Below are 22,012 nucleotides of genomic sequence, written 5' to 3'. Positions count from 1 at the left end.
GGTTACCCGCCGAGGTTGTCGGCGAGCTCGGCGACGACCAGGCGGGCGGCGGTCGGGCCGGCGTTGAGGTACCACGGATCGTCGTCGACCTGCACGGCGTGCCCGGCCCCGACGGCGCCCATCCCCTTCCACAGCGGCCCGGCCACCGTGCTCGCGGCATCCGTCCCGCTCGCGTCCCCCTGGACCGAGTAGAAGATCCAGTCGCCGTCCGCGGTGTCGATCTTCTCGGCGCTGATGTCCTGTGAGATGGCGTTGAACCGCTGTGACTTCGGCCGGGAGAGCCCCATGTCGACGGCGATCGACCCGGTGAAGGAGGAGACGCCGAACATGCGGGTGCGGTCCGGGGTGAAACGCACCATGGAGACGGTCGGGTCGTCCGCGACCGCGTCCCCCTCGGTGCGCGCGTCGCCGACGATCTTGTCGAGCAGCTTCTGCGCGGCCCGCCCCTTGCCGACCGCCTCGCCGACGAGCAGCAGATCGCGCTTCCAGTTGATGCCCTGGCCGGCCGTGACCACGGTCGGCGCGATCTTGGACAGCTTGGGGTAGAGGTCGCCCAGCGAGTCGTTGACCAGGATCAGGTCGGGCTTCGCGGCCGCGAGGGACTCCAGGTTGGGTGCCTGGCGGGTGCCCGCGTCGGTCATCGCCGCGAGCTTCGCCTTGTACTGCGGGAAGGCGTCCGTCAGGTAGTCCGGGACCAGGCCGGCGTTGTCGGCCCGGGTGGAGGCGGTCGGGACGACACCGAGGCTGAGCAGGTCGTCGAGCTGGCCCGTGCTGATCACGGCGATCTTCTTCGGCTCCGCCTCGACGGTGGTGGAGCCCTGGAAGTGCTCGACCGTGCGCGGGAACGTTCCGTCGGTGTCGGTGTCCGCGCCCATGCCGTCGGCGAGGGTGCTGGGGGCGGCGGAGGGACCCGCCGACGCCCCGGCGACGAGGTTGCGCTCGCCTTCCGTTCTGGTGGACGTGGCATCGTTGTCAGCGGCGGCCGAGCAGCCGGCCAGCAGCCCTCCGACGACGACGGCCAAGCCCAGGGCGGACTTCCACTTCCACGTACGCACAGCACTGCTCCGATCACCACTGCTAAGGTGAGGCTTACCTTAGCTGGTGTCGGAGCGTGAGTGCATTCCGGCGTTCAGGACACGGACACGGACGCGGAGGCAGACGCGGACGCGGGAACCGACACGGGCACGGGCGCGGACACGGGCGCGGACACGGGAAACGACTCGCCGTCGCCGTAGGACCGTACGAGGACTCCGCCGCCCGGAGCGGGACGCACGGAATGAGCCCGCCCGAGCCCGGATACCCGCGCGCGGCCGTCGCCCCCCTCGCCCCCCTCGCCTCCGACCTCCACCAGCGTGTTCTCGTCGATGGCCACCCCGTGTGCCAGCCGTCCGCCCGCGACGACGGCGGTCAACCGCCCCAACGTCCCCCACTGCGCGGCATGGTTCTCCACCCCGAACGGCACGAGCCCCAGCCCGGCCCGGACCTCGATCTCCTCGAGATCCTCGGCGGTGTCCGGCGGACACACGGCGACCCCGTCCACCAGCCACCCCCCGACCACCGCGTCCCGCGCCGCGAGCGCGGCCCCCGCGGAGAACCCGGCGTAGGGAAGTCCGCGCTCGACGAGCAGCGCGGCCAGCGGGCCGGAGGCCTCGGCCAACGCCTCCTGATACGCGGGCGTCAGTCCGCCGCAGACGAACACCCCGGACACGTCCTCGGTGACCGCGCCGAGCTCGAACCGCTCCCCGACCGGCACCAGCGACGGCACGGGCGTACAGTCCCCGGCCCTGCGCAACGCGACGTCGTACCGGGCGAACTGCTCGGCTCCGTCGCCCTCGTCGACGATCACACAGAGGATGCGGGGCGCCGACCCGGAGTCGGCTCCCGCCACTCCCGCCGGCGCCGCCCCTGACGCCCTCGACGCGGCGCGGGCGGCACGGGCGGCGCGCAGAAACGGCCCGTGGACGACGTCGGCGACCGTCTCCTCCCACCCGCCGCCGATCAGGAACACCCGGCCGTCACTGCTCTTCGTACCGCTGCTCACGCGCACTTACCCCCTGTGTTCATGGACGACTCGGACCGGTGACTTCCGAACGGCGGCCGGTCGGTTCGGCCGGTTCGGCGGGTTCGGCGGGTTCGGTTGGTGGTTCGGTCGGTTCGGTCGGGTCGCGCTTCAGCCATCGCCCTGGAGGCCCTTGAGACCGTCGTAGGCGGCCATCACGATGTCCAGTCCCCGGGTGTCCGCCGCCGGTTCGCGCATCTGATTGGTCACGTAGGCCACCACCATGCGGGCCTCGGGCTCGATCATGACCGTCGAACCGCCCCAACCGCCCCACCCGTAGGTGCCGCCGAACCGCCCGTAGCCCAGACCCCAGCTGATCGGCATCCCCAGCCTGCGGTCCTCGCCGCTGAACTGCTCCTCCCAGGCCCGGTCCACGCCCTCCCGCGACAGCAGCCGCACCCCACGCACCGAACCCCCGCAGGCCATCGCCGACTGGACGAGGGCGACCGAGCGGGCGTTGCCGAAGCCGCTCGCCGCCGGGATCTGCGCCCGGCGCCAGGCCACGCTGTTGCCGTCGCGGAGCCGGATCGCGGTCGGGACGGTCGGAGTCGCGGGGCTCGGCGTCGCCCCGGTCGGGGCCGCCTCGTCGTTGGCCGCGCCCGCGATGTAGTCCTCGCCCCGGGAGGGCGGTGGGACCGTGAGTGCCACCCGGTGATCGTGTTCGGCCGGCAGACCCATCCGGAAGTCCGCGCCCAGCGGTCCGGCGATCTCGTCGGCGAAGAACTCACCCGGGGTCCGGCCGGTGATCCGACGCACGACCTCGCCCACGAGGAAGCCCTGGGTGAGCGAGTGGTACCCGGCCGCGCTGCCCGGCTCCCACTGCGGAGTCTGCGCGGCCAGTCGTGCCGTCGCGGCCTGCCAGTCGTAGATCTCCGCCACCGGACCGTCCCAGTCGGGCAGGCCGGCGGTGTGCGAGAGCAGATGCCGTACCAGCACCGACTCCTTGCCCGCCGTGGCGAACTCCGGCCAGTACCGGGCGACCGGCGCTTCCGGATCGAGCTCGTCACGGTCGGCCAGAACCAGCGCGCACAGCGCCGTCATCGTCTTCGTGACGGAGTAGACGTTGACGATCGTGTCCCGCTGCCAGGGGACCTCGCGCGCCGCGTCGGCGAAGCCGCCCCAGACGTCCACCACCGGCTCGCCGTCCACGAAGACGGCCACCGAGCCGCCGACGTCTCCACCGTCCAGCAGCGCGGCCAGCGCCGTGGGCACGGCTGTGAACAGATCGTCGTACGAACCCTGAAGGTCAGCCATGCCCGCCATTGAGCCCCCACCGGACGACCGGAGGCAACCGAATTCCAGCGCCGGCCCGATCCGACGGACAGGGCGCCGCCACGACCATCGACACGGCGCTACGGCGCTACGGTCCTACGGTCCGGAACCGCCGGCCGGGGCCCGGGTCTCCGTCGGCGGGGCTGCCTGCGCTCCCATGTCCAGACGGAACGGCGGATACACGTCGGTCAGCAGCGCCGCATAGGCGGCCACCCGCGCGACCCAGCGGGCCAGACCGAGGAGGAAGTCGAACAGGTGCACCGGGTAACGGCCGGTGAACGCCAGGATGATCACGGCGACGAAGGAGAGGAAGTAGACGAGCCCGCCGCCGTGCCAACGGTCAGCCCCTCCCCAGCCCCAGCCCCAGTCGCCGACGAACATCCCCACGACGATGTACTGCGGGATGGCCAGCAGCCACCACTTCACCAGCACCAGACCGCGCGACAGACGCTCGGGATGGACGACGTCGAAATGCGCCGGGTAGTCGGCCACCTCGGCGAGGGTGAACGGGGGATACCGGTCGGTGCCGAGCACGGCGTGGGCGTAGTAGGCGACGCGCCAGTTCCAGCGCATCACACCGACGTTGAAGTCGAAGAGCGAGCGGGGGTATCGGCCCGTGAAGAGGATCGCGAAGAACGCGAAGACCGTCACGAAGAAGAACGCGATCCACAGGAAGAACAGCACGATGTAATGCGGAATGGCGAGAAACCACTTCACCAGCCACATCCATCGGGACAACCGAGGATCGAGAAACGCCTCGACACGCACAGGAGATCCGGCGACCGGAATCATGGGGACCAGCTCCGTTCCCTGATCATGATCCCAGGCTCGCACACGGCACGAGGGGTCGCGACCGGGGCTTTTCCCGCTCACCCGATCCCGGCCGCCGGAGCCGCCGCTACGCAGTTCTAGGACGGGACGCCGGCGCCGGCGCCCGGCTCGGCGGTCCCCGGCTGCGACGGTTCACGGAGCTGCTCGCGCACGTAGTTCCAGACCACCGCGATGAGCGCGGCGATCGGTACCGCGAGCAGGCTGCCCACGATGCCGGCCAGACTGCCGCCCAACGTCACCGCCAGCAGGACCACCCCCGCATGGAGGCCGAGCCCACGACTTTGGATCATGGGCTGGAACACGTTGCCCTCGAGCTGCTGCACCACGACGATGATGGCCAGCACGATCAGCGCGTCCGTCAGGCCGTTGGAGACCAGCGCGATGAGAACCGCGACGAGGCCCGCGAACAGGGCGCCGATGATCGGCACGAACGCGGTGACGAAGGTCAGCACCGCCAGCGGCAGCACGAGCGGGACCCCCAGCACCCACAGGCCCAGGCCGATCAGTACGGCGTCGAGCAGGCCCACAAGCGCCTGGGAACGCACGAACGCTCCCAGGGTGTCCCAGCCACGCGCGGCCACGGTCGGGACGTCGGTGGCGAGCCGGCCGGGCAGCTGATGGGCGAGCCACGGCAGGAACCGCGGGCCGTCCTTGAGGAAGAAGAACATCAGGAAGAGGGCGAGAACGGCGGTGACCAGGCCGTTCACCACGGTGCTCACTCCCGTGACGACAGTGCCGACCATGCTGCCGAGGCCGTCCTGTGCGCGGGCGACCGCGGTGTCGAACGCCTTGTTGATCTGCGCGTCACCGATGTTCAACGGCGGCCCGGCGGCCCACTCGCGCAACTTCTGCACGCCCTCGACCACGCCGTCGGTCAGCTCGCCGGACTGGGAGGCCACCGGCACCGCGATCAGTGCCACGACGCCCAGGGCGACCAGGAGGAACAGCACCGTCACGACCGATGCGGCGAGGGCGGGCTTCCACCCGCGACGACGCAGGAAACGGGTCGGTGGCCAGGTCAGTGTGGTCATCAGCAGGCCGACCACGAGCGGCCAGACGACCGACCACATCTGGCCCAGGATCCACAAAGTCACCGCGAGCATCAGGAATATGAGCAGCAACTCGGCGGAGGCCCGCGCCGAAGTACGGAGCGCGGCGCGGGCTTTCGTGGAACTCAACGTGGCAGTCACGGATGCACCCTATGGGTACTCAAGTCATACCGGAATCGCTGCTCACAGGGTGTGCATCCCCCGGCACACGAGAGACGCCGGGTCGCGGAAGAGCCCCTGGCTCCGGACCGGGCTGCGTGCGATCGGCGGGCCTCGCGTCCCGCGGCCGCGCGGAGAGCGACGCTCGGCTCACCGAGGTTGTACCCAGGCGGAGTTGAGTAGGCGTGCTCATGTCCGGGAGGGCCCGGCGCGGCGAGTATCGGTGCAGCGGCGCAGTCGAGGCGCGCCGGCCCGATCCTGTCGAGTCAGTTGCGGAGAATCCCATGTCCCGTCGTATCGCCCTGTCCGTTGCCGCCGGTGTCGTCGTCCTCGGTGGCGCCGGTGCCTTCGCGCTGGCCCACGCCGGGGAGCAGCCTCCGGCGTCGGCGCACGGCACCGCTCGCTACGTCGCTCCCGACGGCGACCGGGACGGCTCGTTGACCTTCGTCACCGACGTCACGGCGTCCTCCGGGGTCAAGAGCGTGAAGGTGCTGGCGTGGCCGCAGAGTTCGTCCCTCGCAAAGGACGAGCTGACCAAGAAGGACATGGCCGCGGCGGAGTCGGCCGTGTGCAAGCCCTCCGGGAAGGACACCGTGCGCTGCACCTACACCACGAAGGTCACCGCCTCCGACGCCGAGTCGTCCCCGCGCGGTGCCTGGCACATCGCCGTCCTGGCCACCGCGCAGGACGGCAGCACGACCCTGGACACCAAGGCGGCCGACTTCACCATCGGATGACCCGGACACGGACGGGCCCGGGGGGCGGTCAGTGCGGCAGTGTCGCCGGGCTGCCGCCGTTCGCCTCGTAGCCCGCCACCGCCAGCGCCCGGTAGACCGCGAACTCACCGGCCGGGTCGGGGGAGAGGGTCCACGGGAGGGCGCCCACATGGCCGTCCACGTGTATGAGCTGGTTCATCGCCTCCGACCAGCGCTCGGCCCGCACCAGGAAGAAGATCAGCAGGTGGCGGACGTGCGCCAGCATCGGGTCGTCGGGGCGGGCCGCGTGCACCGCGAACAGCGCGCCGTGCATCGCCTTCGTCACGACCTCGCTCTCGTAGAAGCCGCTGACCAGGTTCACCTCGGGGAGGTGCTCGAAGACCGCGAACAGCGGCATGGCCGCGAGGAGGGAGCCCTGGGGGGCCCTCGCGGCCGCCGCCTCCGCGAACGAGTTCGCCAGTTCGCGCGAGCCGTGCCACTTCTCGCACCAGTAGTGCAGGGCCGCCAGATGCGCTCCCATGTGCGCCGGGGCGCGGTCCAGGATCTTCAGCCAGAGCTGCTCGAACTCCTTCTGCTCGTACTGAAGACCGCGGGCCACCGACAACTCGACGATGTACGGGATCGGGTCACCGGGGGAGAGCAGCGCCGCCTGACCGCAGGCGTCCTTCGCCTCCTCCATGATGATCCGGAAGTCGTCCGTGCCCCGTGTCGACGTCCGCCACGCCTGCTGCACCAGGAACTCGGCGTGCACCGCCGCGCCGCCCGCGTCCTTCGGCGCCTCCGTGCGCCACACCCGCAGCCACTGCCCGCCCGGCGTCTCGCTGACCCCGCCCGGCCGCTGCTGGAGCTCCAGCGCCGCCGCGCCCGCGAAGGCCTGCACGCGCTGCCAGCGCAGCTCGCCCCCCGTCTCCGTGCCGGCCAGCAGCTGCTGCGCGGCCCGGTAGTCCTGGGTGTGCTGCACCACGTCCAGGACGTCCAGCAGGTCCTGGTCGGGGCCGGGCATGCGGATGTCCAGTTCCTCCGTGCGCGCGAACCCGTAGGTCTCGGGGTCCGCGGCGTCCGGGTGGCCCGCCGGGACCTGCTCGATCATGCCGCGCCTGCGCCGCAGGTACGGCAGCAGCACGAAGCCGACCATGAGCAGCGCCATCAGGACGAACAGAATCTCCATGCCTCAAGCGAACCAGACCGCGCCGACAATTGGCCAACCCGCTCCCGAGCCTGTGGAAAAACCTTCGCGGAGGGGCCGTCCGCGACCGTCCGCCCGAGCCCGCGCACTCCCGCCGTCCCGCAGCAGGCCCGCGAGCGGACTACGCTCGGTGCTCATGAGCGACAGGCACATCAGTCAGCACTTCGAGACCCTCGCGATCCACGCGGGCAACACCGCCGATCCCCTCACCGGCGCGGTGGTCCCGCCGATCTACCAGGTCTCGACCTACAAGCAGGACGGCGTCGGCGGTCTGCGCGGCGGCTACGAGTACAGCCGCAGCGCCAACCCGACCAGGACCGCCCTGGAAGAGAACCTCGCCGCCCTCGAGGGCGGTCGCCGAGGTCTCGCGTTCGCTTCCGGACTGGCGGCCGAGGACTGCCTGTTGCGTACGCTGCTCAGTCCCGGAGACCACGTGGTCATCCCGAACGACGCCTACGGCGGCACGTTCCGGCTCTTCGCGAAGGTCGTCGCCCGCTGGGGTGTGGAGTGGTCGGTCGCCGACACCGGTGACGCCGCCGCCGTGCGGGCCGCGATCACCCCGAAGACCAAGGCCGTGTGGGTGGAGACCCCGTCCAACCCGCTCCTCGGCATCACCGACATCGCCGCCGTCGCCCAGGTCGCCCGGGAGGCGGGCGCCCGGCTCGTCGTCGACAACACCTTCGCCACGCCCTACCTTCAGCAGCCGCTGTCGCTGGGCGCGGACGTCGTGGTGCACTCCCTGACCAAGTACATGGGCGGTCACTCGGACGTCGTCGGCGGCGCGCTGATCACCGGTGACGCGGAGCTGGGCGAGGAGCTGGCCTACCACCAGAACGCGATGGGCGCGGTCGCCGGGCCCTTCGACTCCTGGCTGGTGCTGCGCGGCGCCAAGACGCTGTCGGTGCGCATGGACCGGCACAGCGAGAACGCCACCAAGGTCGCCGACATGCTGACCCGGCACGCGCGCGTGACGAACGTGCTCTACCCGGGTCTGCCGGACCACCCCGGTCACGAGGTCGCGGCCAAGCAGATGCGGGCGTTCGGCGGCATGGTCTCCTTCCAGGTCGCCGGGGGCGAGGAGGCCGCCGTAGAGGTGTGCAACCGCGCCAAGGTGTTCACCCTCGGTGAGTCGCTGGGCGGCGTCGAGTCCCTCATCGAGCACCCGGGGCGCATGACGCACGCGTCCGTTGTCGGCTCGGCGCTGGAGGTCCCCGGCGACCTCGTCCGGCTCTCCGTCGGCATCGAGAACATCGACGACCTGCTCGCCGACCTTCAGCAGGCTCTCGGCTAGACGGCCGTCAGCCGGCCTCCGGGGTCACCAGTCGGCCTTCGGGTCACCAGCCGGTCAGCGGTGGAGTCGTCTGCGACGGCGGCTCCACCCACGGCTGGGCCACCACCGCCCAGACCGTGAACGCCACGGCGGCCGCGCAGAGCAACAGCCACAGCAGCCGCCGGGCGAGCGCCCGGCGGCGCAGTATCCGGCCGCCCCGGCGGACGACGTCCGCGTGGAGTTCGGTCGGTACGCGCGGCGCCGTCCGCTCCATGATCTGCCGTACGGCGGCCTCCCGCTCGGGACGGTTCACGACGCCGCCGCCTTCGCCCGGCGCACCGCGGGCGCCGGTCCCCGCGGCGGATGCAGGAGCGTCGCCGTCGCCCGGTCGCAGACCGTGCGGATCCGTTCCACCGGCAGGCCGAGCAAAGCCGCCACCTGTTCGTCGGCGACGCCCTCGTAGAGCCTGAGGACCAGGACGAGACGCTCCTGGGGGGTGAGTCGTGCCAGCGGGCCGACGGCGGGGAGTGGCCGGCCGAGGGGCAGAGCGGCGTACCGGTGCCAGGCGCCGTGGGCGAAGCGGGTGGCCAGGTACTCGCGGGCCCGGTTGTAGGGGTCCTCGCCATGCAGCCGGTCCCAGCACGCGTACGTGTGTGCGAGGGCGAGTGTCAGCAGGCGCCGTGCGCGCGGGTTGTCGGCCGGAGCCTCCGCCGTGAGCAGTGTGGCGGCGTGCAGCAGCCGCCCGCCCGCTCCGGCGACGAACGCCTCGAACTCCCGGGCCCGGCGGGCTTCCTGGGCCGCACGCCTCTCTCGCACACCGAGCCTCCCGCCTGACGGCGTCCCCCTGGAGGGCCATACGCCCCGGTCTCATATGAGGCCCAGGGCGGGCTTTCGGTCAAGAGCCGCGCACGGCTGCCCGAAAGTCGCCGCACGCGCGCGTGCGGCGAGGTTCAGGAAGCGGCCGACGAGGGCTCGGCGCCCGGTACGCCCGGGGCCGCCATCCGCGAGGACAGCGCGGTGTTGAAGCGGGTGAGGAGCTCGCAGAACGTCTCGCGCTCCTCCGGCGCCCAGTCGTCCGTCAACTCGGCCATCAACTGACGCCGGGAGGACCGTACTTCCTCCAGACGGGACTGTCCGCGCGGGGACAGCTGGAGCACCACGGCCCGTCCGTCCTCGGGGTGCGAGGTCCGCTTGACCAGGCCGGTGTCGACGAGCGGAGCCACCTGTCGGGTGACGGTCGACGAGTCGATGCCCATGCTCGCCGCGAGCGCCTTGACGCCCATCGGGCCTTCCTTGTCGAGGCGGTTGAGCAGCAGGTACGCGGCGCGGTCCATGGAGTTGCGCACCTGCCCGACGCCGCCGAGCCGGGTCTGTTCGGCACGGCGGGCGAACACCGCGACCTCGTGCTGCAAGGTGTCGAGAAGGCCGGTGTCACCGACGGTCGTCATGTCCATCGACATTTCAGGTGTTGTGGGCATGGCCGGGGGCTCACTTCATGAAGGGGCTGCTGGAATGGGGGACAGAGTACGCGGCTGGAAGGCGGGTCGTACCGACGCTGCGGAAACCGGTCTCGGAGGTTGGTCACAGAGGTCGTGGCCGCCTGTGAACTGCGATGCTGGAGTCATGAGCTACCGCACGGCTGACTCCTTGCGCCCCGTCACCCTCGACGATGTGCGCGGGGCCCAGAAGATGCTGTCGGGCGTGGCGCGGACGACCGCGATGGAGGGCAGCAGGCACCTGTCCCAGCTGGTCGGGGCGCCGGTGCACCTCAAGTGCGAGAACCTCCAGCGGACCGGGTCGTTCAAGCTGCGCGGCGCGTACGTCCGGATCGCCGGGCTGCTGCCGGAGGAGCGGGCCGCCGGGGTCGTCGCGGCGAGCGCGGGCAATCACGCGCAGGGTGTGGCGCTGGCCTCGGCGCTGCTGGGGGTGCGCGCCACGGTGTTCATGCCGCAGGGCGCTCCGCTGCCGAAGATCAGCGCCACCCGTGAGTACGGCGCGGAGGTGCGCCTGCACGGTCAGGTGGTCGACGAGACGCTGGCCGCGGCGCAGGAGTACGCGGCCGAGACGGGGGCGGTGTTCATCCACCCCTTCGACCACCCCGACATCATCGCGGGGCAGGGCACGGTCGGCCTGGAGATCCTGGAGCAGTGCCCGGACGTGCGCACGATCGTCGTCGGGATCGGCGGCGGCGGGCTGGCGGCGGGCATCGCGGTCGCGGTGAAGGCGCTGCGGCCGGACGTGCGGATCGTCGGGGTGCAGGCGGCGGGGGCCGCGGCGTACCCGCCCTCGTTGGCGGCCGGGCGGCCGGTGGCGATCCGCACCCCGGCGACGATGGCCGACGGCATCAAGGTCGGCCGGCCCGGTGACGTGCCGTTCGCCATCGTCGGCGATCTGGTGGACGAGGTGCGCACGGTGACGGAGGACGAGCTGGCCGCGGCGCTGCTGCTGTGTCTGGAGCGGGCCAAGCTGGTCGTCGAGCCGGCCGGGGCGAGCCCGGTGGCCGCGCTGCTCAGCGCGCCCCGCGCCTTCGAGGGCCCGGTCGTCGCGGTGCTGTCCGGCGGCAACGTGGACCCGGTGCTGATGGAGCGCGTCCTGCGGCACGGCATGGCGGCGCAGGGCCGCTACCTGGCCGTACGCCTTCGGCTGACGGACCGGCCGGGGGCCCTCGCCACGCTTCTGGGGGCGTTGTCAGTGGTCGACGCTAACGTGTTGGACGTGAGCCATCTGCGGACCGATCCCCGGCTCGGGCTGACCGAGGCGGAGGTCGAGCTGCACCTGGAGACGAAGGGGCCGGCGCACTGCGCCGAGGTCGGCCGAGCCTTGCGCGACGCCGGCTACACCGTCATCGACTGACGTCGGCATCGACTGACGTCGGCAGGGGGCGTCGCCCGAGGGCCGAAACCCCCCGGGAGGGTGCTCGGAGCCTGCTCGGAGCCCGCTCCGAACGCGCTTCGAGCCTGTTCCGAGTCCCTTCGTCACGTGTTCGAGAAAGACATTGTGAGACGCGATACATCGCGTTATGGTGTGTCTCGCGCCGCTCCCCCCACCCCTCATCGGGCGGAACGAAACGTACAAACCTAGGCTTTCCGAAGAATCCTCAATGACGTGGAGACTGATATGCCAGGTGCCATCTATGCCGAAGGCCTGGTGAAGACCTTCGGCGACGTAAAGGCGCTGGACGGCGTGGACCTGGACGTCCCCGAGGGCACGGTCCTGGGCCTGCTCGGGCCGAACGGAGCGGGCAAGACCACCACGGTCCGCTGCCTGACCACGCTCCTGCGCCCCGACCGCGGCCGGGCCATGGTCGCCGGCCTCGACGTGCTCAAGCATCCCAACGAGGTCCGCCGCTCCATCGGCCTGTCCGGCCAGTTCGCGGCGGTCGACGAATACCTCACCGGCCGCGAGAACCTCCAGATGGTCGGCCGGCTCTACCAGATGAAGGCGGGCGCGGCGAAGGCCCGGGCCGCCGAACTGCTCGACCAGTTCGGCCTCGCGGAAGCCGCCGACCGCACCGCGAAGACCTACTCCGGAGGCATGCGCCGCCGCCTCGACCTGGCCGCGGCACTGGTCGTCTCACCGCCCGTGATGTTCATGGACGAGCCGACGACCGGCCTCGACCCGCGCAACCGCCAGATGCTCTGGGAGGTGATCAAGCGCCTCGTCTCCGGCGGCACGACCCTGCTGCTCACCACGCAGTACCTCGAAGAGGCCGACCATCTCGCGCACGACATCGCGGTCGTCGACCACGGCCGGGTGATCGCCCGCGGCACCTCCGACCAGCTCAAGGCCCGCACCGGCGGAGAGCGCGTGGAGGTCGTGGTGCACGACCGCGAACACATCGCCACGGCCGCGGAGGTGCTGGCCGGCTTCGGCAAGGGCGAGACCACCGTCGAGCAGCACACCCGCAAGCTCACCGTGCCCGTCACCGGCGGCGCCAAGCTCCTCGCCGAGGTCATCCGTGAGCTCGACACCCGCGGCATCGAGATCGACGACATCGGCCTGCGCCGCCCCACCCTCGACGACGTCTTCCTGTCCCTGACGGGACACGTCGCCGAGACGAAGGCCGAGGAGACCGAAGAGGACCGACGGGGCGACCGGCCCGGCCAGGGCCCCAAGAGCGGTCAAAAAAGCAGTCGAAGTGTTCAGAGTGGTCAGAGCGGAAAGAGTGAGAGGGAGACCGCCGAATGAGTGCCGTCACCGACGCCGTACGCGGCGCGGCGCCCAAGCCCGCCCACCCGCTCGGACAGTCCGTCCGCGACTCACTGGTCATCGCGAAGCGCAACCTGATCCGGATGTCCCGCATCCCGGAGATGGTCATCTTCGGGCTCATCCAGCCGATCATGTTCGTGGTGCTGTTCACCTACGTGTTCGGCGGGTCCATGCAGATCGGCGGCAGCACGAGCGCCACCGATTACACGAACTTCCTGATGGCGGGCATCTTCGCGCAGACCGTCACCTTCGCCACCGCCGGAGCCGGCGCGGGCATCGCCGACGACATGCACAAGGGCCTCATCGACCGCTTCCGTTCCCTGCCCATGGCGCGCGGCGCCGTGCTCACCGGCCGCACCCTCGCCGACCTCGTGCAGACGGCGCTCACCCTGCTGGTCCTGGCGGTGGTCGCCCTGCTGGTCGGCTGGCGGGTCGGCTCCGACGGCGACACCAACGCCGCCCGGGTGCTGGCCGCCTTCGGGCTGCTGCTCCTGCTCGGCTACGCGTTCACCTGGATCGGCGCCCTGATCGGCCTGAGCGTCCGTACCCCCGAGGCGGCCACCTCCGGCGGACTCATCTGGCTCTTCCCGGTGACGTTCATCTCCAACGCGTTCGTGGACACCAGCAACATGACGCCATGGCTGCGTCACATCGCCGAGTGGAACCCGTTCAGCGCCACCGTCCAGGCCTGCCGGGTGCTCTTCGCCAACCCGGGCCAGTCGGCGTCCGACGCCTGGCCCATGCAGCACCCGGTCTGGGCCTCGCTGATCTACTCGGTGCTGATCGTCGTGATCTTCCGGACGCTGGCGGTCCGCAAGTACCGCTCGGCGACGGCCTGACCACTCCCCGGACATGACGAAGCCCCCGGCGGCAAAGCGCCGGGGGCCGGTCACAAAGCGGTGGCGACGGACAGGGGTCGGTCGGTCAGCCGCTGTAGGCCTCGGCCTGGAGAATGCGCACGGACGCCTTCTTGCCGTTGGGGAGCTCGTACTCCGCGTTCTCGCCGACCTTGTGGCCGATCACGCCGGTGCCCAGCGGGGACTGCGGCGAGTAGGTCTCGATGTCCGAGCTCGCGTACTCGCGCGAGGCGAGCAGGAAGGTCATCGTGTCGTCCTCGTCACCGTCGAAGGCGATCGTCACGACCATGCCGGGCGCCACCGCGCCGTCCGTGGAAGCCGGGGTCTCGCCGACCTTGGCGTTGTCGAGAAGCTGGGTCAGCTGGCGCACACGGAGCTCCTGCTTGCCCTGCTCCTCCTTGGCCGCGTGGTACCCACCGTTCTCACGCAGGTCCCCCTCCTCGCGCGCGGCCGCGATCTTGGCGGCGATCTCCGTGCGCGCAGGACCAGTAAGGTACTCAAGCTCGACCTTGAGCTTGTTGTACGCCTCCTGGGTCAGCCAGGTGACGGACTCGCTGGTCTGGGTCACAGGTGCTCCTCGTCGGTACTGGGAATACAAAGCATCGCCCTACCAAAAGCATGTTCCTCAGTTGATGGGCGAAACCACGAGCCTAACAATTCAGTGGCCGAAGGGGGAGGACATAAGCCATCAGAATTACGTCGACGCAGGTCAGCGTGGACGTATTGCGGAGGATGACTCTCGCCCGGCGGCGCCTGTGCCGGTCTGTGTCAGTCGGCGTCGCTCGGCGTCGGACGGCTCAGTCGGCGTGACAGCCGAGCAGCTCCGCCGTCGTGCCCTTCGCCGTCGTACGCAGCGTGACCGTCCGGTCGATGCGCGTGTCCGAACCGGAGAAGCGGAAGTCCGCCCGGCCCACCTCGGCGCCGTCGGCCGCCTGTGAGCGCACCGTGCAGTAGCCGCTCGCGCCCGAGTCCTTGCGGACCTCCAGGTGAAGCCGCACCGCCTCGTCCGAGGTCGCCTTGAAGGTGATCACCTCGGCGCTGATCTTGTTCTGGCCGACGTAGTGGTAGGCGAAGTACCCGACCAGGGCGAGCAGGAGCGCGCCCAGCACGGCGCCGGTGATCTTGAGCCGGTGGTCGGCCCGCTCGTCCGAGGAGCGGCCGTAGCGGCCCTCGGGCAGTCGCGTGCTCGCCGTACTCATGATCGTCCTCCCGGCACGGAATTATTCGCCTTCCGATTCGGTCACTATAGAAGCCTGCGATCGCGCCGGTTCACACCGGGCGCCGACTTACCGAGGATTGAGTCTTGACTGACCAGCTGCGACTGATGGCCGTTCACGCGCACCCCGACGACGAGTCGAGCAAGGGCGCGGCCACCATGGCGAAGTACGTGTCCGAGGGGGTGGACGTGCTGGTGGTGACCTGCACCGGCGGGGAGCGCGGCTCCATCCTCAATCCCAAGCTTCAGGGTGACAAGTACATCGAGGAACACATCCACGAGGTACGCAAGAAGGAGATGGACGAGGCTCGCGAGATCCTCGGCATCAAGCAGGAGTGGCTCGGCTTCATCGACTCGGGCCTGCCCGAGGGCGACCCGCTGCCGCCGCTGCCCGACGGCTGCTTCGCCCTGGAGGACGTCGACAAGGCGGCCGGCGAACTGGTGAGGCAGATCCGCGTTTTCCGTCCCCAGGTGATCACCACCTATGACGAGAACGGCGGCTACCCGCACCCCGACCACATCATGACCCACAAGATCTCGATGGTGGCGTTCGAGGGCGCGGACGACGCCGTCAAGTACCCCGAGGCCGAGTTCGGGCCCGTGTACCGGCCGTCGAAGCTGTACTACAACCAGGGCTTCAACCGTCCCCGCACCGAGGCGCTGCACCACGCGATGCTCGACCGCGGCCTGGAGTCGCCCTACGGGGAGTGGCTCAAGCGCTGGGACGAGTTCGGCCAGAAGGAGCGCACGCTCACCACGCACGTTCCGTGCGCCGACTTCTACGAGATCCGCGACAAGGCGCTGATCGCGCACGCCACGCAGATCGACCCCGACGGCGGCTGGTTCCGGGTGCCCATGGAGATCCAGAAGGAGGTCTGGCCCACGGAGGAGTACGAGCTCGCGAAGTCCCGCGTCGATACCTCCCTCCCCGAGGACGACCTCTTTGCGGGCATCCGCGACAATGCCTGACATGAGCGCAAGCGTGAGCCTGGCAATGACGCACCTCGTCCCGCTGGCCAAGGAGGTCGACGAGAACAAGGTCACCCCCGGCGTCCTCGGCTTCATCGTCTTCGCGGCGATGGCCGTGGCGGTGTGGGGCCTGATGAAGTCCATGAGCAAGCACATGGGCAAGGTCGACTTCAAGGAGCCGGCGGACCCGGAGCAGCCGTCCGCCGCCGGTGCGCCGACGACGACGACCGCGACGGGGAAGCCCTCCTCGACCACGTGAGGCGAGTGCGCGGCGAGGCCGCGTGACGAACCGCTGAGCGAGCGGATCGGCAGGGACGAGCGACGGGATGCGAGCCAACCGCCCGACCCCGGCACCCGGCCCCGGCGCGTGGCCCCGGTGCCTGGGCTCGGCGGCCTCGGCCTCGGCGTCCTGCCTTGGTACTCGGGCTCGGCGCGCTCGGCCCCGGTGCCTGGCCCCAGGGCCCGGGCCCGGCGTCCGGCCCCGGGCCCGGCGCTCAGCTTCGGCGCGCTCAGCCTCACCCTCGGGGCGCTCAGCCTCAGCCTCGGCGTCCGTCCCCGGTGCCCGGCGTCCGGCCTCGGCGCCTGGGCTCGGCGGCCTCGGCCTCGGTGTCCGGCCTCAGCCCCGGCGCCCGGCCCCGGTGCTTGGTCGGCTACTCGTTGCCCACTGCCACGCCCATGACCTCTCGGCCGTGTCTGTCGGGGACCAGGCCCAGGCGCCAGGCCTGCCAGCCGGACTCCAGGCGGATGCCTCGTTCCAGCAGTAGCCCGTAGGCCTCCAGGCACTCGGTCAGTCGGGTGTCGCGCAGCGGGTGGTCCGTGCGGACCAGCTGGGCCAGTTCCTCCTGGGCCACCGCCGTGCCGACCTCCACCCCGCCCGGGGCCGCGTACGGCAGCAGGGTGCAGCGCAGGAAGCGGGCCCAGTCCTCGCCGCGCCGGTCGCCGTACGACGCGAACAGGCCGGCCGCCTCTTCGCACAGGGCCAGCGCCGCCTGCGAACGGGCGTTCCCCGCGTCGACGATCGCGAGCTCCAGGCAGGTCCAGGCCTCGCCGTGCGCGACGCCGATGCGCTGGAAGTCGGCGCGCGCGTCGACCAGGAGCTGCCGGGCGAAGCCCGAGTTGCGCAGCGAACCGGTCTGGGCGGCACGCTGGTCGCGGGTCACCCGGGCCGAGTGGTGACGGGCACAGGCCAGGCCGTAGACGTCACGCATGCGGGAGAAGAGGGAGCGGGAGCGTTCCAGCTCGCGGACGGCGTGGTCCAGGTCGCCCGTCTCCTCCACGGCCAGGCCCAGGTAGTAGACCGTCCAGGCCTCACCGCGCGCGTCCTCGTTGTCCCGGTGCCGCGCCGACGCCCGGCGCAGGTCCTCCGCCGCCGGGCCCGGGTCCCCGGCGATGAGCCGGGCGCGGGCCAGCTGGGTCAGGGCCCAGGCCTCGCCGCGGGCGTCGCGGGTGCGGCCGTACAGCTCGAGGGCCTCGCGCAGATCGGCCTCGGCCCGCGGGACGTCGCCACGGCGCAGATTCAGCTGGCCCAGCTGGAAGTGCGCCCAGGCCTCGCCGTGCACGGAGCCGCCCTCGCGGTGCAGGACCAGCGAGCGGGTGAGCAGGTCGAGGGCCTCGGCGAGATGCGCCCTGTCCCGTTCCACCGCGGCGAGCGCGTGCATCGTCCAGGCCCGGTCCGTGGCCAGCTCGGGCGCGGCCTGGAGGTCCATCGCCTCCCGCAGCTTCGCCGCCGCCTCCGTCAACTGGCCCTGGTGGTGCAGGGTGATGCCCAGCGAGCACAGGGCGCGGGCCGCGCCCGCGTCGTGGTGGGCCTGGAGATAGAGGTCGACGACCGAGCTGAGCGTCGTACGGGCCTTGTCCAGCTCGCCCAGTTGACGGGCCGCGATCCCCGTACGCCACTGCACGGACCGCACCAGCAGGTCCTGGCCGACCGACTGGGCCAGCTCGCTGATCTCGCCGAGCCGGTAGAGGTCGCCGCGCAGCAGGCAGTAGTCGCACAGGGCGCCGAGCAGGCTCAGTACGGCGTTCTGGTCCACGCCCTCCGCGTGCCGCAGGGTCGCCGTGATGAAGCTCGACTCGTCGTCCAGCCAGCGCAGCGCCTCGTCCAGGGAGGTGAAGCCGTGCGGGGTGAAGCGGTCCGAGCGGGTCGACATGTTGCCGTCGACGAGCCGCAGCACGGAGTCGGCGAGCTCGGCGTAGCTGACGATCAGGCGTTCCTGGGCCGCCGATCGCTCGGTCTGCTCCTCCTCGTCGAGGAGCCGGGAGTGGGCGAATGCGCGGACCAGGTCGTGCAGGCGGTAGCGGTCGCCGCGGACGTGGTCGACGAGACCGGCGTCGGCGAGGGCCGTGAGATGACGGGCCGCCTCGGCACGGTCCGTGCCGAGGAGCGCGGCGGCCGCGGCCGTTCCGAGCGAGGCCCGCCCGGCCAGGGCCAGCCGGCGCAGCAGTCTGCGGGTCACGTCCGGCTGGTCGGTGTAGCGCAGCCACAGCGCGCGCTCGACCGGCTGCACCGGGCCGTACACCCCCAGGTCCGCCGCCAGCGCGCGCGGTGAGCGCGGGCCCAGTGAGGAGCCCGCGACGCGCAGTGCCAGCGGCAGCCCGCCGCACAACTCCCTTATGAGGTCGGAGGATTCGGCGTCGTACGGACCCGAGGCGTCCCGGGCTGCCGCGCTCAGCAGTTCCTCCGCGCCCGCCGCGTCCAGAGGGCGCACCGCCAGCTCGTGCACCCACGCGGACAGTTCGGCCGGGAGTTCCAGCGGGCTGCGGGCGGTGACCAGGACCAGGCTGTCGGAACGTTCCGGCACGAGTGCGCGGACCTGTGCGGGGTCCGAGGCGTCGTCCAGGATCACCGTGACCGGCAGACCGGTCAGGTGCTGCTGGTACAGCTCGGTGAGTCGTTTGACCTGCTGGTCCGCGGAGGAGCGCTCACGGAAGAGGAGTTGCTCGCGCGGCGCGCCGAGCCGGTTGAGCAGGTGCAGCAGGGCGTCCCGGGTGGGCAGTGGCGCCTCCTCGGCGCTGTCGCCGCGCAGGTCCACCACGCAGGCCCCGCGGAACTGGTCGCGCAGATCGTGCGCGGCCCGCACCGCGAGGGCGGTGCGGCCGCTGCCGGGGGGTCCGTGCAGCACGACGACCGTCGGCCGGGTCCGGGTGCTGGCGCGCGCCGTCTGCACCCACTGCCGAAGCTGTCCGAGTTCGGTCCGGCGGCCGGCGAACGGGCCATCCGATTCCGGGAGTTGGGCGAAGGACTGGGCCAGCACGGTCCGTCCGCGTGCCACCGCGCTCTTGTCGGCGCCGCGCAGCTGCGGTCCCGGCGTCTTCTTCGGGCCGGTCGTCGCGCTCAGCATCCGCTGCTGATCCAGGAACGGCCGGATGCCCCGCACCTCCAGTGCGGTGAGCCATTGCAGCCGCAGTTGCTCGGCGCCGCCCGGCTGCCCGGCCTCGCCGGCCCGGTGATGCGCGGCCGGCAGATGGGAGCCCGCCACCTTCATGACGGTCGCCGCGGCGCCGACGACCCCGACGGCTACCCCGGCGCCCAGCGCGGTACCCGGGCCGGTGCCCAGCGCGAGGTCGGCGACCGCCGTCGTGACGGCCGCAACACCCGCCACCAGCAGCGGAGTCCGTCCGCCCTCACGCGCGTAGCGCTGACCGAAACTGACCTGCCGGGCCTCCGTCTCCTCCAGGGCGCGCGCGTAGGCCTCGTACTCCTCGGCGGCCGTCTGCGCCATGGCGTCCAGCGCGCCGCGCGCCCGCGTCATCAGCACCTGCCGGTCGCTGCGCCCGCCGGAACGCCGTACTTCCTCCTCCACGGCCCGCGCCAACAACCGCTCGGCTTCCGCCCTATGGCCGTCCCGCATGTCCCGTCCCCCTCCGGAGGTCACCGCTTTCCTTGGTCAAGTGTGCGGGGGGCGGCTCCGCGACGCGAGGGGGCGAAGGGGTCCGGGTCGCCGCGGCGGTGACCGCCCGGGGGCGCCTGACGTCCGACGGGCGGGGTCCTGCGGCAGGATGGACCTCATGCCGAACCGACTGGCCCATGAGACGTCTCCGTATCTCCTCCAGCACGCCGACAACCCCGTCGACTGGTGGCCCTGGTCGGCGGAGGCCTTCGAGGAGGCGCGCCGACGGGGCGTGCCGGTGCTGCTGAGCGTCGGATATTCGAGCTGCCACTGGTGCCATGTGATGGCGCACGAGTCCTTCGAGGACCAGGAGACCGCCGACCGTCTGAACGAGCACTTCGTCAACATCAAGGTCGACCGGGAAGAGCGTCCCGACGTGGACGCCGTCTACATGGAGGCCGTGCAGGCGGCCACCGGCCAGGGTGGCTGGCCCATGACCGTGTTCCTGACGCCCGACGCCGAGCCCTTCTACTTCGGGACGTACTTCCCGCCCGCGCCCCGGCAGGGCATGCCCTCCTTCCGGCAGGTGCTGGAGGGGGTGCGGCAGGCGTGGACCGAGCGGCGGGACGAGGTGGCCGAGGTGGCCGGGAAGATCGTCCGGGATCTGGCGGGCCGGGAGATCTCCTACGGGGACGGCATGGCCCCCGGTGAGCAGGAGCTGTCGCAGGCGCTGCTGGGGCTGACCCGGGAGTACGATCCGCAGCGGGGCGGGTTCGCCGGTGCGCCGAAGTTCCCGCCGTCGATGGTGATCGAGTTCCTGCTCCGCCACCATGCGCGGACCGGTGCCGAGGGCGCTCTCCAGATGGCCCGGGACACCTGCGAACGGATGGCCAGGGGCGGGATCTACGACCAGCTCGGCGGCGGGTTCGCCCGGTACTCCGTCGACCGTGACTGGGTCGTGCCCCACTTCGAGAAGATGCTGTACGACAACGCCCTGCTGTGCCGGGCCTACGCCCATCTCTGGCGGGCCACCGCCGGTGGCGGGGCCGATGAGGAGGTCAGGGAGCTCGCCCGGCGGGTCGCTCTCGAGACGGCCGACTTCATGGTGCGCGAACTCCGCACCGAGCAGGGCGGGTTCGCCTCCGCGCTCGACGCAGACAGCGACGACGGGAGCGGGAAGCACGTCGAGGGCGTGTACTACGTCTGGACGCCCGAGCAGCTCACCGAGGTGCTCGGGCCGCAGGACGCCGAGCTCGCCGCCCGCTACTTCGGCGTCACCGAGGAGGGCACCTTCGAGCACGGATCCTCCGTCCTCCAGCTCCCGCGGCAGGAGGAGGACATCGACGCCGAGCGGATCGCCGGCATCAAGGAGCGGCTGCTGCGCGAGCGCGGCGGACGGCCCGCCCCGGGCCGGGACGACAAGGTCGTCGCCGCCTGGAACGGGTTGGCGATCGCCGCGCTCGCCGAGACCGGCGCCTACTTCGACCGGCCGGATCTCGTCGAGGCCGCGGTGGGGGCCGCCGATCTCCTCGTCCGGCTGCATCTCGACGAGCAGGCCCGCATCGCCCGTACCAGCAAGGACGGACAGGTCGGGGTCAACGCGGGGGTCCTTGAGGACTACGCCGACGTGGCCGAGGGGTTCCTCGCCCTCGCCTCGGTGACGGGGGAGGGCGTCTGGCTGGAGTTCGCCGGGTTCCTGCTCGACCACGTCCTCGTCCGGTTCGCCGATCCCGAGTCCGGTGCGCTGTACGACACCGCGGCCGACGCCGAGCGGCTCATCCGGCGTCCGCAGGATCCGACCGACAACGCGGTGCCCTCCGGCTGGACCGCGGCCGCGGGCGCGCTGCTGAGCTACGCCGCGCACACCGGGTCCGAGCCCCACCGCACGGCGGCGGAGCGGGCGTTGGGCGTCGTGAAGGCGCTCGGGCCGCGCGTGCCCCGGTTCATCGGCTGGGGGCTCGCCGCCGCCGAGGCGTTGCTCGACGGGCCGCGCGAGGTCGCCGTGGTCGTGCCGGGCACGGCCGACCCGGCCTCAGCGGTGTTGCGCCGTACGGCGCTTCTGGGCACCGCTCCGGGGGCGGTCGTCGCGTTCGGCACCGAGGGGAGTGACGAGTTCCCGTTGCTCGCCGATCGGCCGCTCAGCAACGGTGAACCGACCGCGTACGTCTGCCGTAACTTCACGTGTGACGCTCCGACGACCGATCCGGAGCGGCTGCGCGCGGCGTTGACCACCGCGGTGAGCGGCTGAAACGGCCGGAAACAGCTGCTCAGAAGGCTCGATCCCGAGGGAAAAGCTGAGCACCTGTTCGGATAAGTCGGATTACGGGCGGCAGAGTTCCGAAACAATCTATTTATCGGAAGAGCTCCCGGACTTCACAGAGTCCCCCTA

The 22,012-nt window shown here is 71.4% G+C and carries 20 protein-coding genes; 8 read left to right on the top strand and 12 right to left on the bottom strand.

Annotated features, from left to right (window positions below):
• Window positions 1-2: 2 nt before the first annotated feature.
• The 5 genes from ACIRPU_RS29105 to ACIRPU_RS29085 form a co-directional block, all read right to left on the bottom strand.
• Window positions 3-1,055, bottom strand: coding sequence for an ABC transporter substrate-binding protein (locus ACIRPU_RS29105; protein ID WP_403872403.1), 1,053 nt, complete (start codon window positions 1,053-1,055; stop codon window positions 3-5).
• A gap of 74 nt (window positions 1,056-1,129) precedes the next feature.
• Window positions 1,130-2,041, bottom strand: a complete 912-nt coding sequence (locus ACIRPU_RS29100; protein ID WP_403872401.1) for a hypothetical protein — start codon at window positions 2,039-2,041, stop codon at window positions 1,130-1,132.
• Between the two features lie 129 nt (window positions 2,042-2,170).
• Complete coding sequence (locus ACIRPU_RS29095) at window positions 2,171-3,313, bottom strand: serine hydrolase domain-containing protein (protein WP_403872399.1); 1,143 nt, start codon at window positions 3,311-3,313, stop codon at window positions 2,171-2,173.
• A 114-nt stretch (window positions 3,314-3,427) separates the two neighbouring features.
• A complete protein-coding gene (locus ACIRPU_RS29090) occupies window positions 3,428-4,057 on the bottom strand; it encodes a DUF4389 domain-containing protein (protein WP_403872447.1) in 630 nt (209 codons plus the stop codon).
• Between the two features lie 182 nt (window positions 4,058-4,239).
• On the bottom strand, window positions 4,240-5,340 hold the full coding sequence (locus ACIRPU_RS29085; RefSeq protein ID WP_403872445.1) for an AI-2E family transporter: 1,101 nt from the start codon (window positions 5,338-5,340) through the stop codon (window positions 4,240-4,242).
• A 314-nt stretch (window positions 5,341-5,654) separates the two neighbouring features.
• Here ACIRPU_RS29085 and ACIRPU_RS29080 point away from each other — a divergent pair, with 314 nt between their 5' ends.
• Window positions 5,655-6,107, top strand: coding sequence for a DUF5707 domain-containing protein (locus ACIRPU_RS29080; RefSeq protein WP_403872397.1), 453 nt, complete (start codon window positions 5,655-5,657; stop codon window positions 6,105-6,107).
• 28 nt (window positions 6,108-6,135) lie between these two features.
• On the opposite strand, the gene ACIRPU_RS29075 is transcribed toward ACIRPU_RS29080, so the two are convergent.
• On the bottom strand, window positions 6,136-7,254 hold the full coding sequence (locus ACIRPU_RS29075; RefSeq protein ID WP_384112286.1) for a hypothetical protein: 1,119 nt from the start codon (window positions 7,252-7,254) through the stop codon (window positions 6,136-6,138).
• 154 nt (window positions 7,255-7,408) lie between these two features.
• Here ACIRPU_RS29075 and ACIRPU_RS29070 point away from each other — a divergent pair, with 154 nt between their 5' ends.
• A complete protein-coding gene (locus ACIRPU_RS29070) occupies window positions 7,409-8,563 on the top strand; it encodes a cystathionine gamma-synthase (protein ID WP_403872394.1) in 1,155 nt (384 codons plus the stop codon).
• Window positions 8,564-8,606: 43 nt separating this feature from the next.
• Here ACIRPU_RS29070 and ACIRPU_RS29065 read toward each other — a convergent pair whose 3' ends face one another.
• The 3 genes from ACIRPU_RS29065 to ACIRPU_RS29055 form a co-directional block, all read right to left on the bottom strand.
• Window positions 8,607-8,855 (bottom strand): hypothetical protein, encoded by a 249-nt coding sequence (locus tag ACIRPU_RS29065; RefSeq protein WP_403872392.1) that lies wholly within the window; start codon window positions 8,853-8,855, stop codon window positions 8,607-8,609.
• The gene (locus ACIRPU_RS29060; protein WP_355706628.1) at window positions 8,852-9,358 is read right to left on the bottom strand and encodes a sigma factor-like helix-turn-helix DNA-binding protein; all 507 of its coding nucleotides are present in this window, start codon (window positions 9,356-9,358) and stop codon (window positions 8,852-8,854) included. The genes ACIRPU_RS29065 and ACIRPU_RS29060 overlap by 4 nt, the downstream gene beginning before the upstream one ends.
• Window positions 9,359-9,492: 134 nt before the next feature.
• Window positions 9,493-10,002, bottom strand: coding sequence for a MarR family transcriptional regulator (locus tag ACIRPU_RS29055; protein ID WP_355706629.1), 510 nt, complete (start codon window positions 10,000-10,002; stop codon window positions 9,493-9,495).
• A gap of 163 nt (window positions 10,003-10,165) precedes the next feature.
• Between ACIRPU_RS29055 and ilvA the strand changes: the two genes are divergently transcribed.
• The 3 genes from ilvA (at window position 10,166) to ACIRPU_RS29040 (ending at window position 13,590) form a co-directional block, all read left to right on the top strand.
• On the top strand, window positions 10,166-11,395 hold the full coding sequence (ilvA, locus tag ACIRPU_RS29050; protein ID WP_384112281.1) for a threonine ammonia-lyase: 1,230 nt from the start codon (window positions 10,166-10,168) through the stop codon (window positions 11,393-11,395).
• A 264-nt stretch (window positions 11,396-11,659) separates the two neighbouring features.
• Window positions 11,660-12,730 (top strand): ATP-binding cassette domain-containing protein, encoded by a 1,071-nt coding sequence (locus ACIRPU_RS29045; protein ID WP_403872389.1) that lies wholly within the window; start codon window positions 11,660-11,662, stop codon window positions 12,728-12,730.
• Window positions 12,727-13,590, top strand: a complete 864-nt coding sequence (locus ACIRPU_RS29040; protein ID WP_355706632.1) for an ABC transporter permease — start codon at window positions 12,727-12,729, stop codon at window positions 13,588-13,590. Before ACIRPU_RS29045 ends, ACIRPU_RS29040 begins: the two co-directional genes overlap by 4 nt.
• Before the next feature lie 85 nt (window positions 13,591-13,675).
• On the opposite strand, the gene greA is transcribed toward ACIRPU_RS29040, so the two are convergent.
• Together greA and ACIRPU_RS29030 are read right to left on the bottom strand one after the other, a co-directional pair.
• A complete protein-coding gene (gene greA / locus ACIRPU_RS29035; RefSeq protein ID WP_384112274.1) occupies window positions 13,676-14,176 on the bottom strand; it encodes a transcription elongation factor GreA in 501 nt (166 codons plus the stop codon).
• Between the two features lie 229 nt (window positions 14,177-14,405).
• Window positions 14,406-14,807 (bottom strand): DUF4307 domain-containing protein, encoded by a 402-nt coding sequence (locus tag ACIRPU_RS29030; RefSeq protein ID WP_403872386.1) that lies wholly within the window; start codon window positions 14,805-14,807, stop codon window positions 14,406-14,408.
• A 125-nt stretch (window positions 14,808-14,932) separates the two neighbouring features.
• Between ACIRPU_RS29030 and mca the strand changes: the two genes are divergently transcribed.
• On the top strand, window positions 14,933-15,793 hold the full coding sequence (gene mca, locus ACIRPU_RS29025; RefSeq protein WP_403872443.1) for a mycothiol conjugate amidase Mca: 861 nt from the start codon (window positions 14,933-14,935) through the stop codon (window positions 15,791-15,793).
• Entirely contained in the window at window positions 15,786-16,052 is a 267-nt protein-coding gene (locus ACIRPU_RS29020) for a hypothetical protein (RefSeq protein WP_403872384.1), read from the top strand. The genes mca and ACIRPU_RS29020 overlap by 8 nt, the downstream gene beginning before the upstream one ends.
• Before the next feature lie 391 nt (window positions 16,053-16,443).
• Here the strand turns inward: ACIRPU_RS29020 and ACIRPU_RS29015 are convergent, their stop codons facing one another.
• Window positions 16,444-19,644 carry a tetratricopeptide repeat protein gene (locus ACIRPU_RS29015; protein WP_403872441.1) on the bottom strand — a complete coding sequence of 1,067 codons (3,201 nt, stop codon included), beginning with the start codon at window positions 19,642-19,644 and terminating at the stop codon, window positions 16,444-16,446.
• A gap of 157 nt (window positions 19,645-19,801) precedes the next feature.
• Here ACIRPU_RS29015 and ACIRPU_RS29010 point away from each other — a divergent pair, with 157 nt between their 5' ends.
• A complete protein-coding gene (locus ACIRPU_RS29010; protein ID WP_403872382.1) occupies window positions 19,802-21,871 on the top strand; it encodes a thioredoxin domain-containing protein in 2,070 nt (689 codons plus the stop codon).
• Window positions 21,872-22,012: the final 141 nt, after the last annotated feature.

It is taken from the genome of Streptomyces sp. NPDC102259, assembly GCF_044766465.1.
GTDB lineage: Bacteria > Actinomycetota > Actinomycetes > Streptomycetales > Streptomycetaceae > Streptomyces.
Note: the sequence above shows the minus strand (reverse complement) of the source record. Positions and strands in the feature narration are given on the sequence as shown.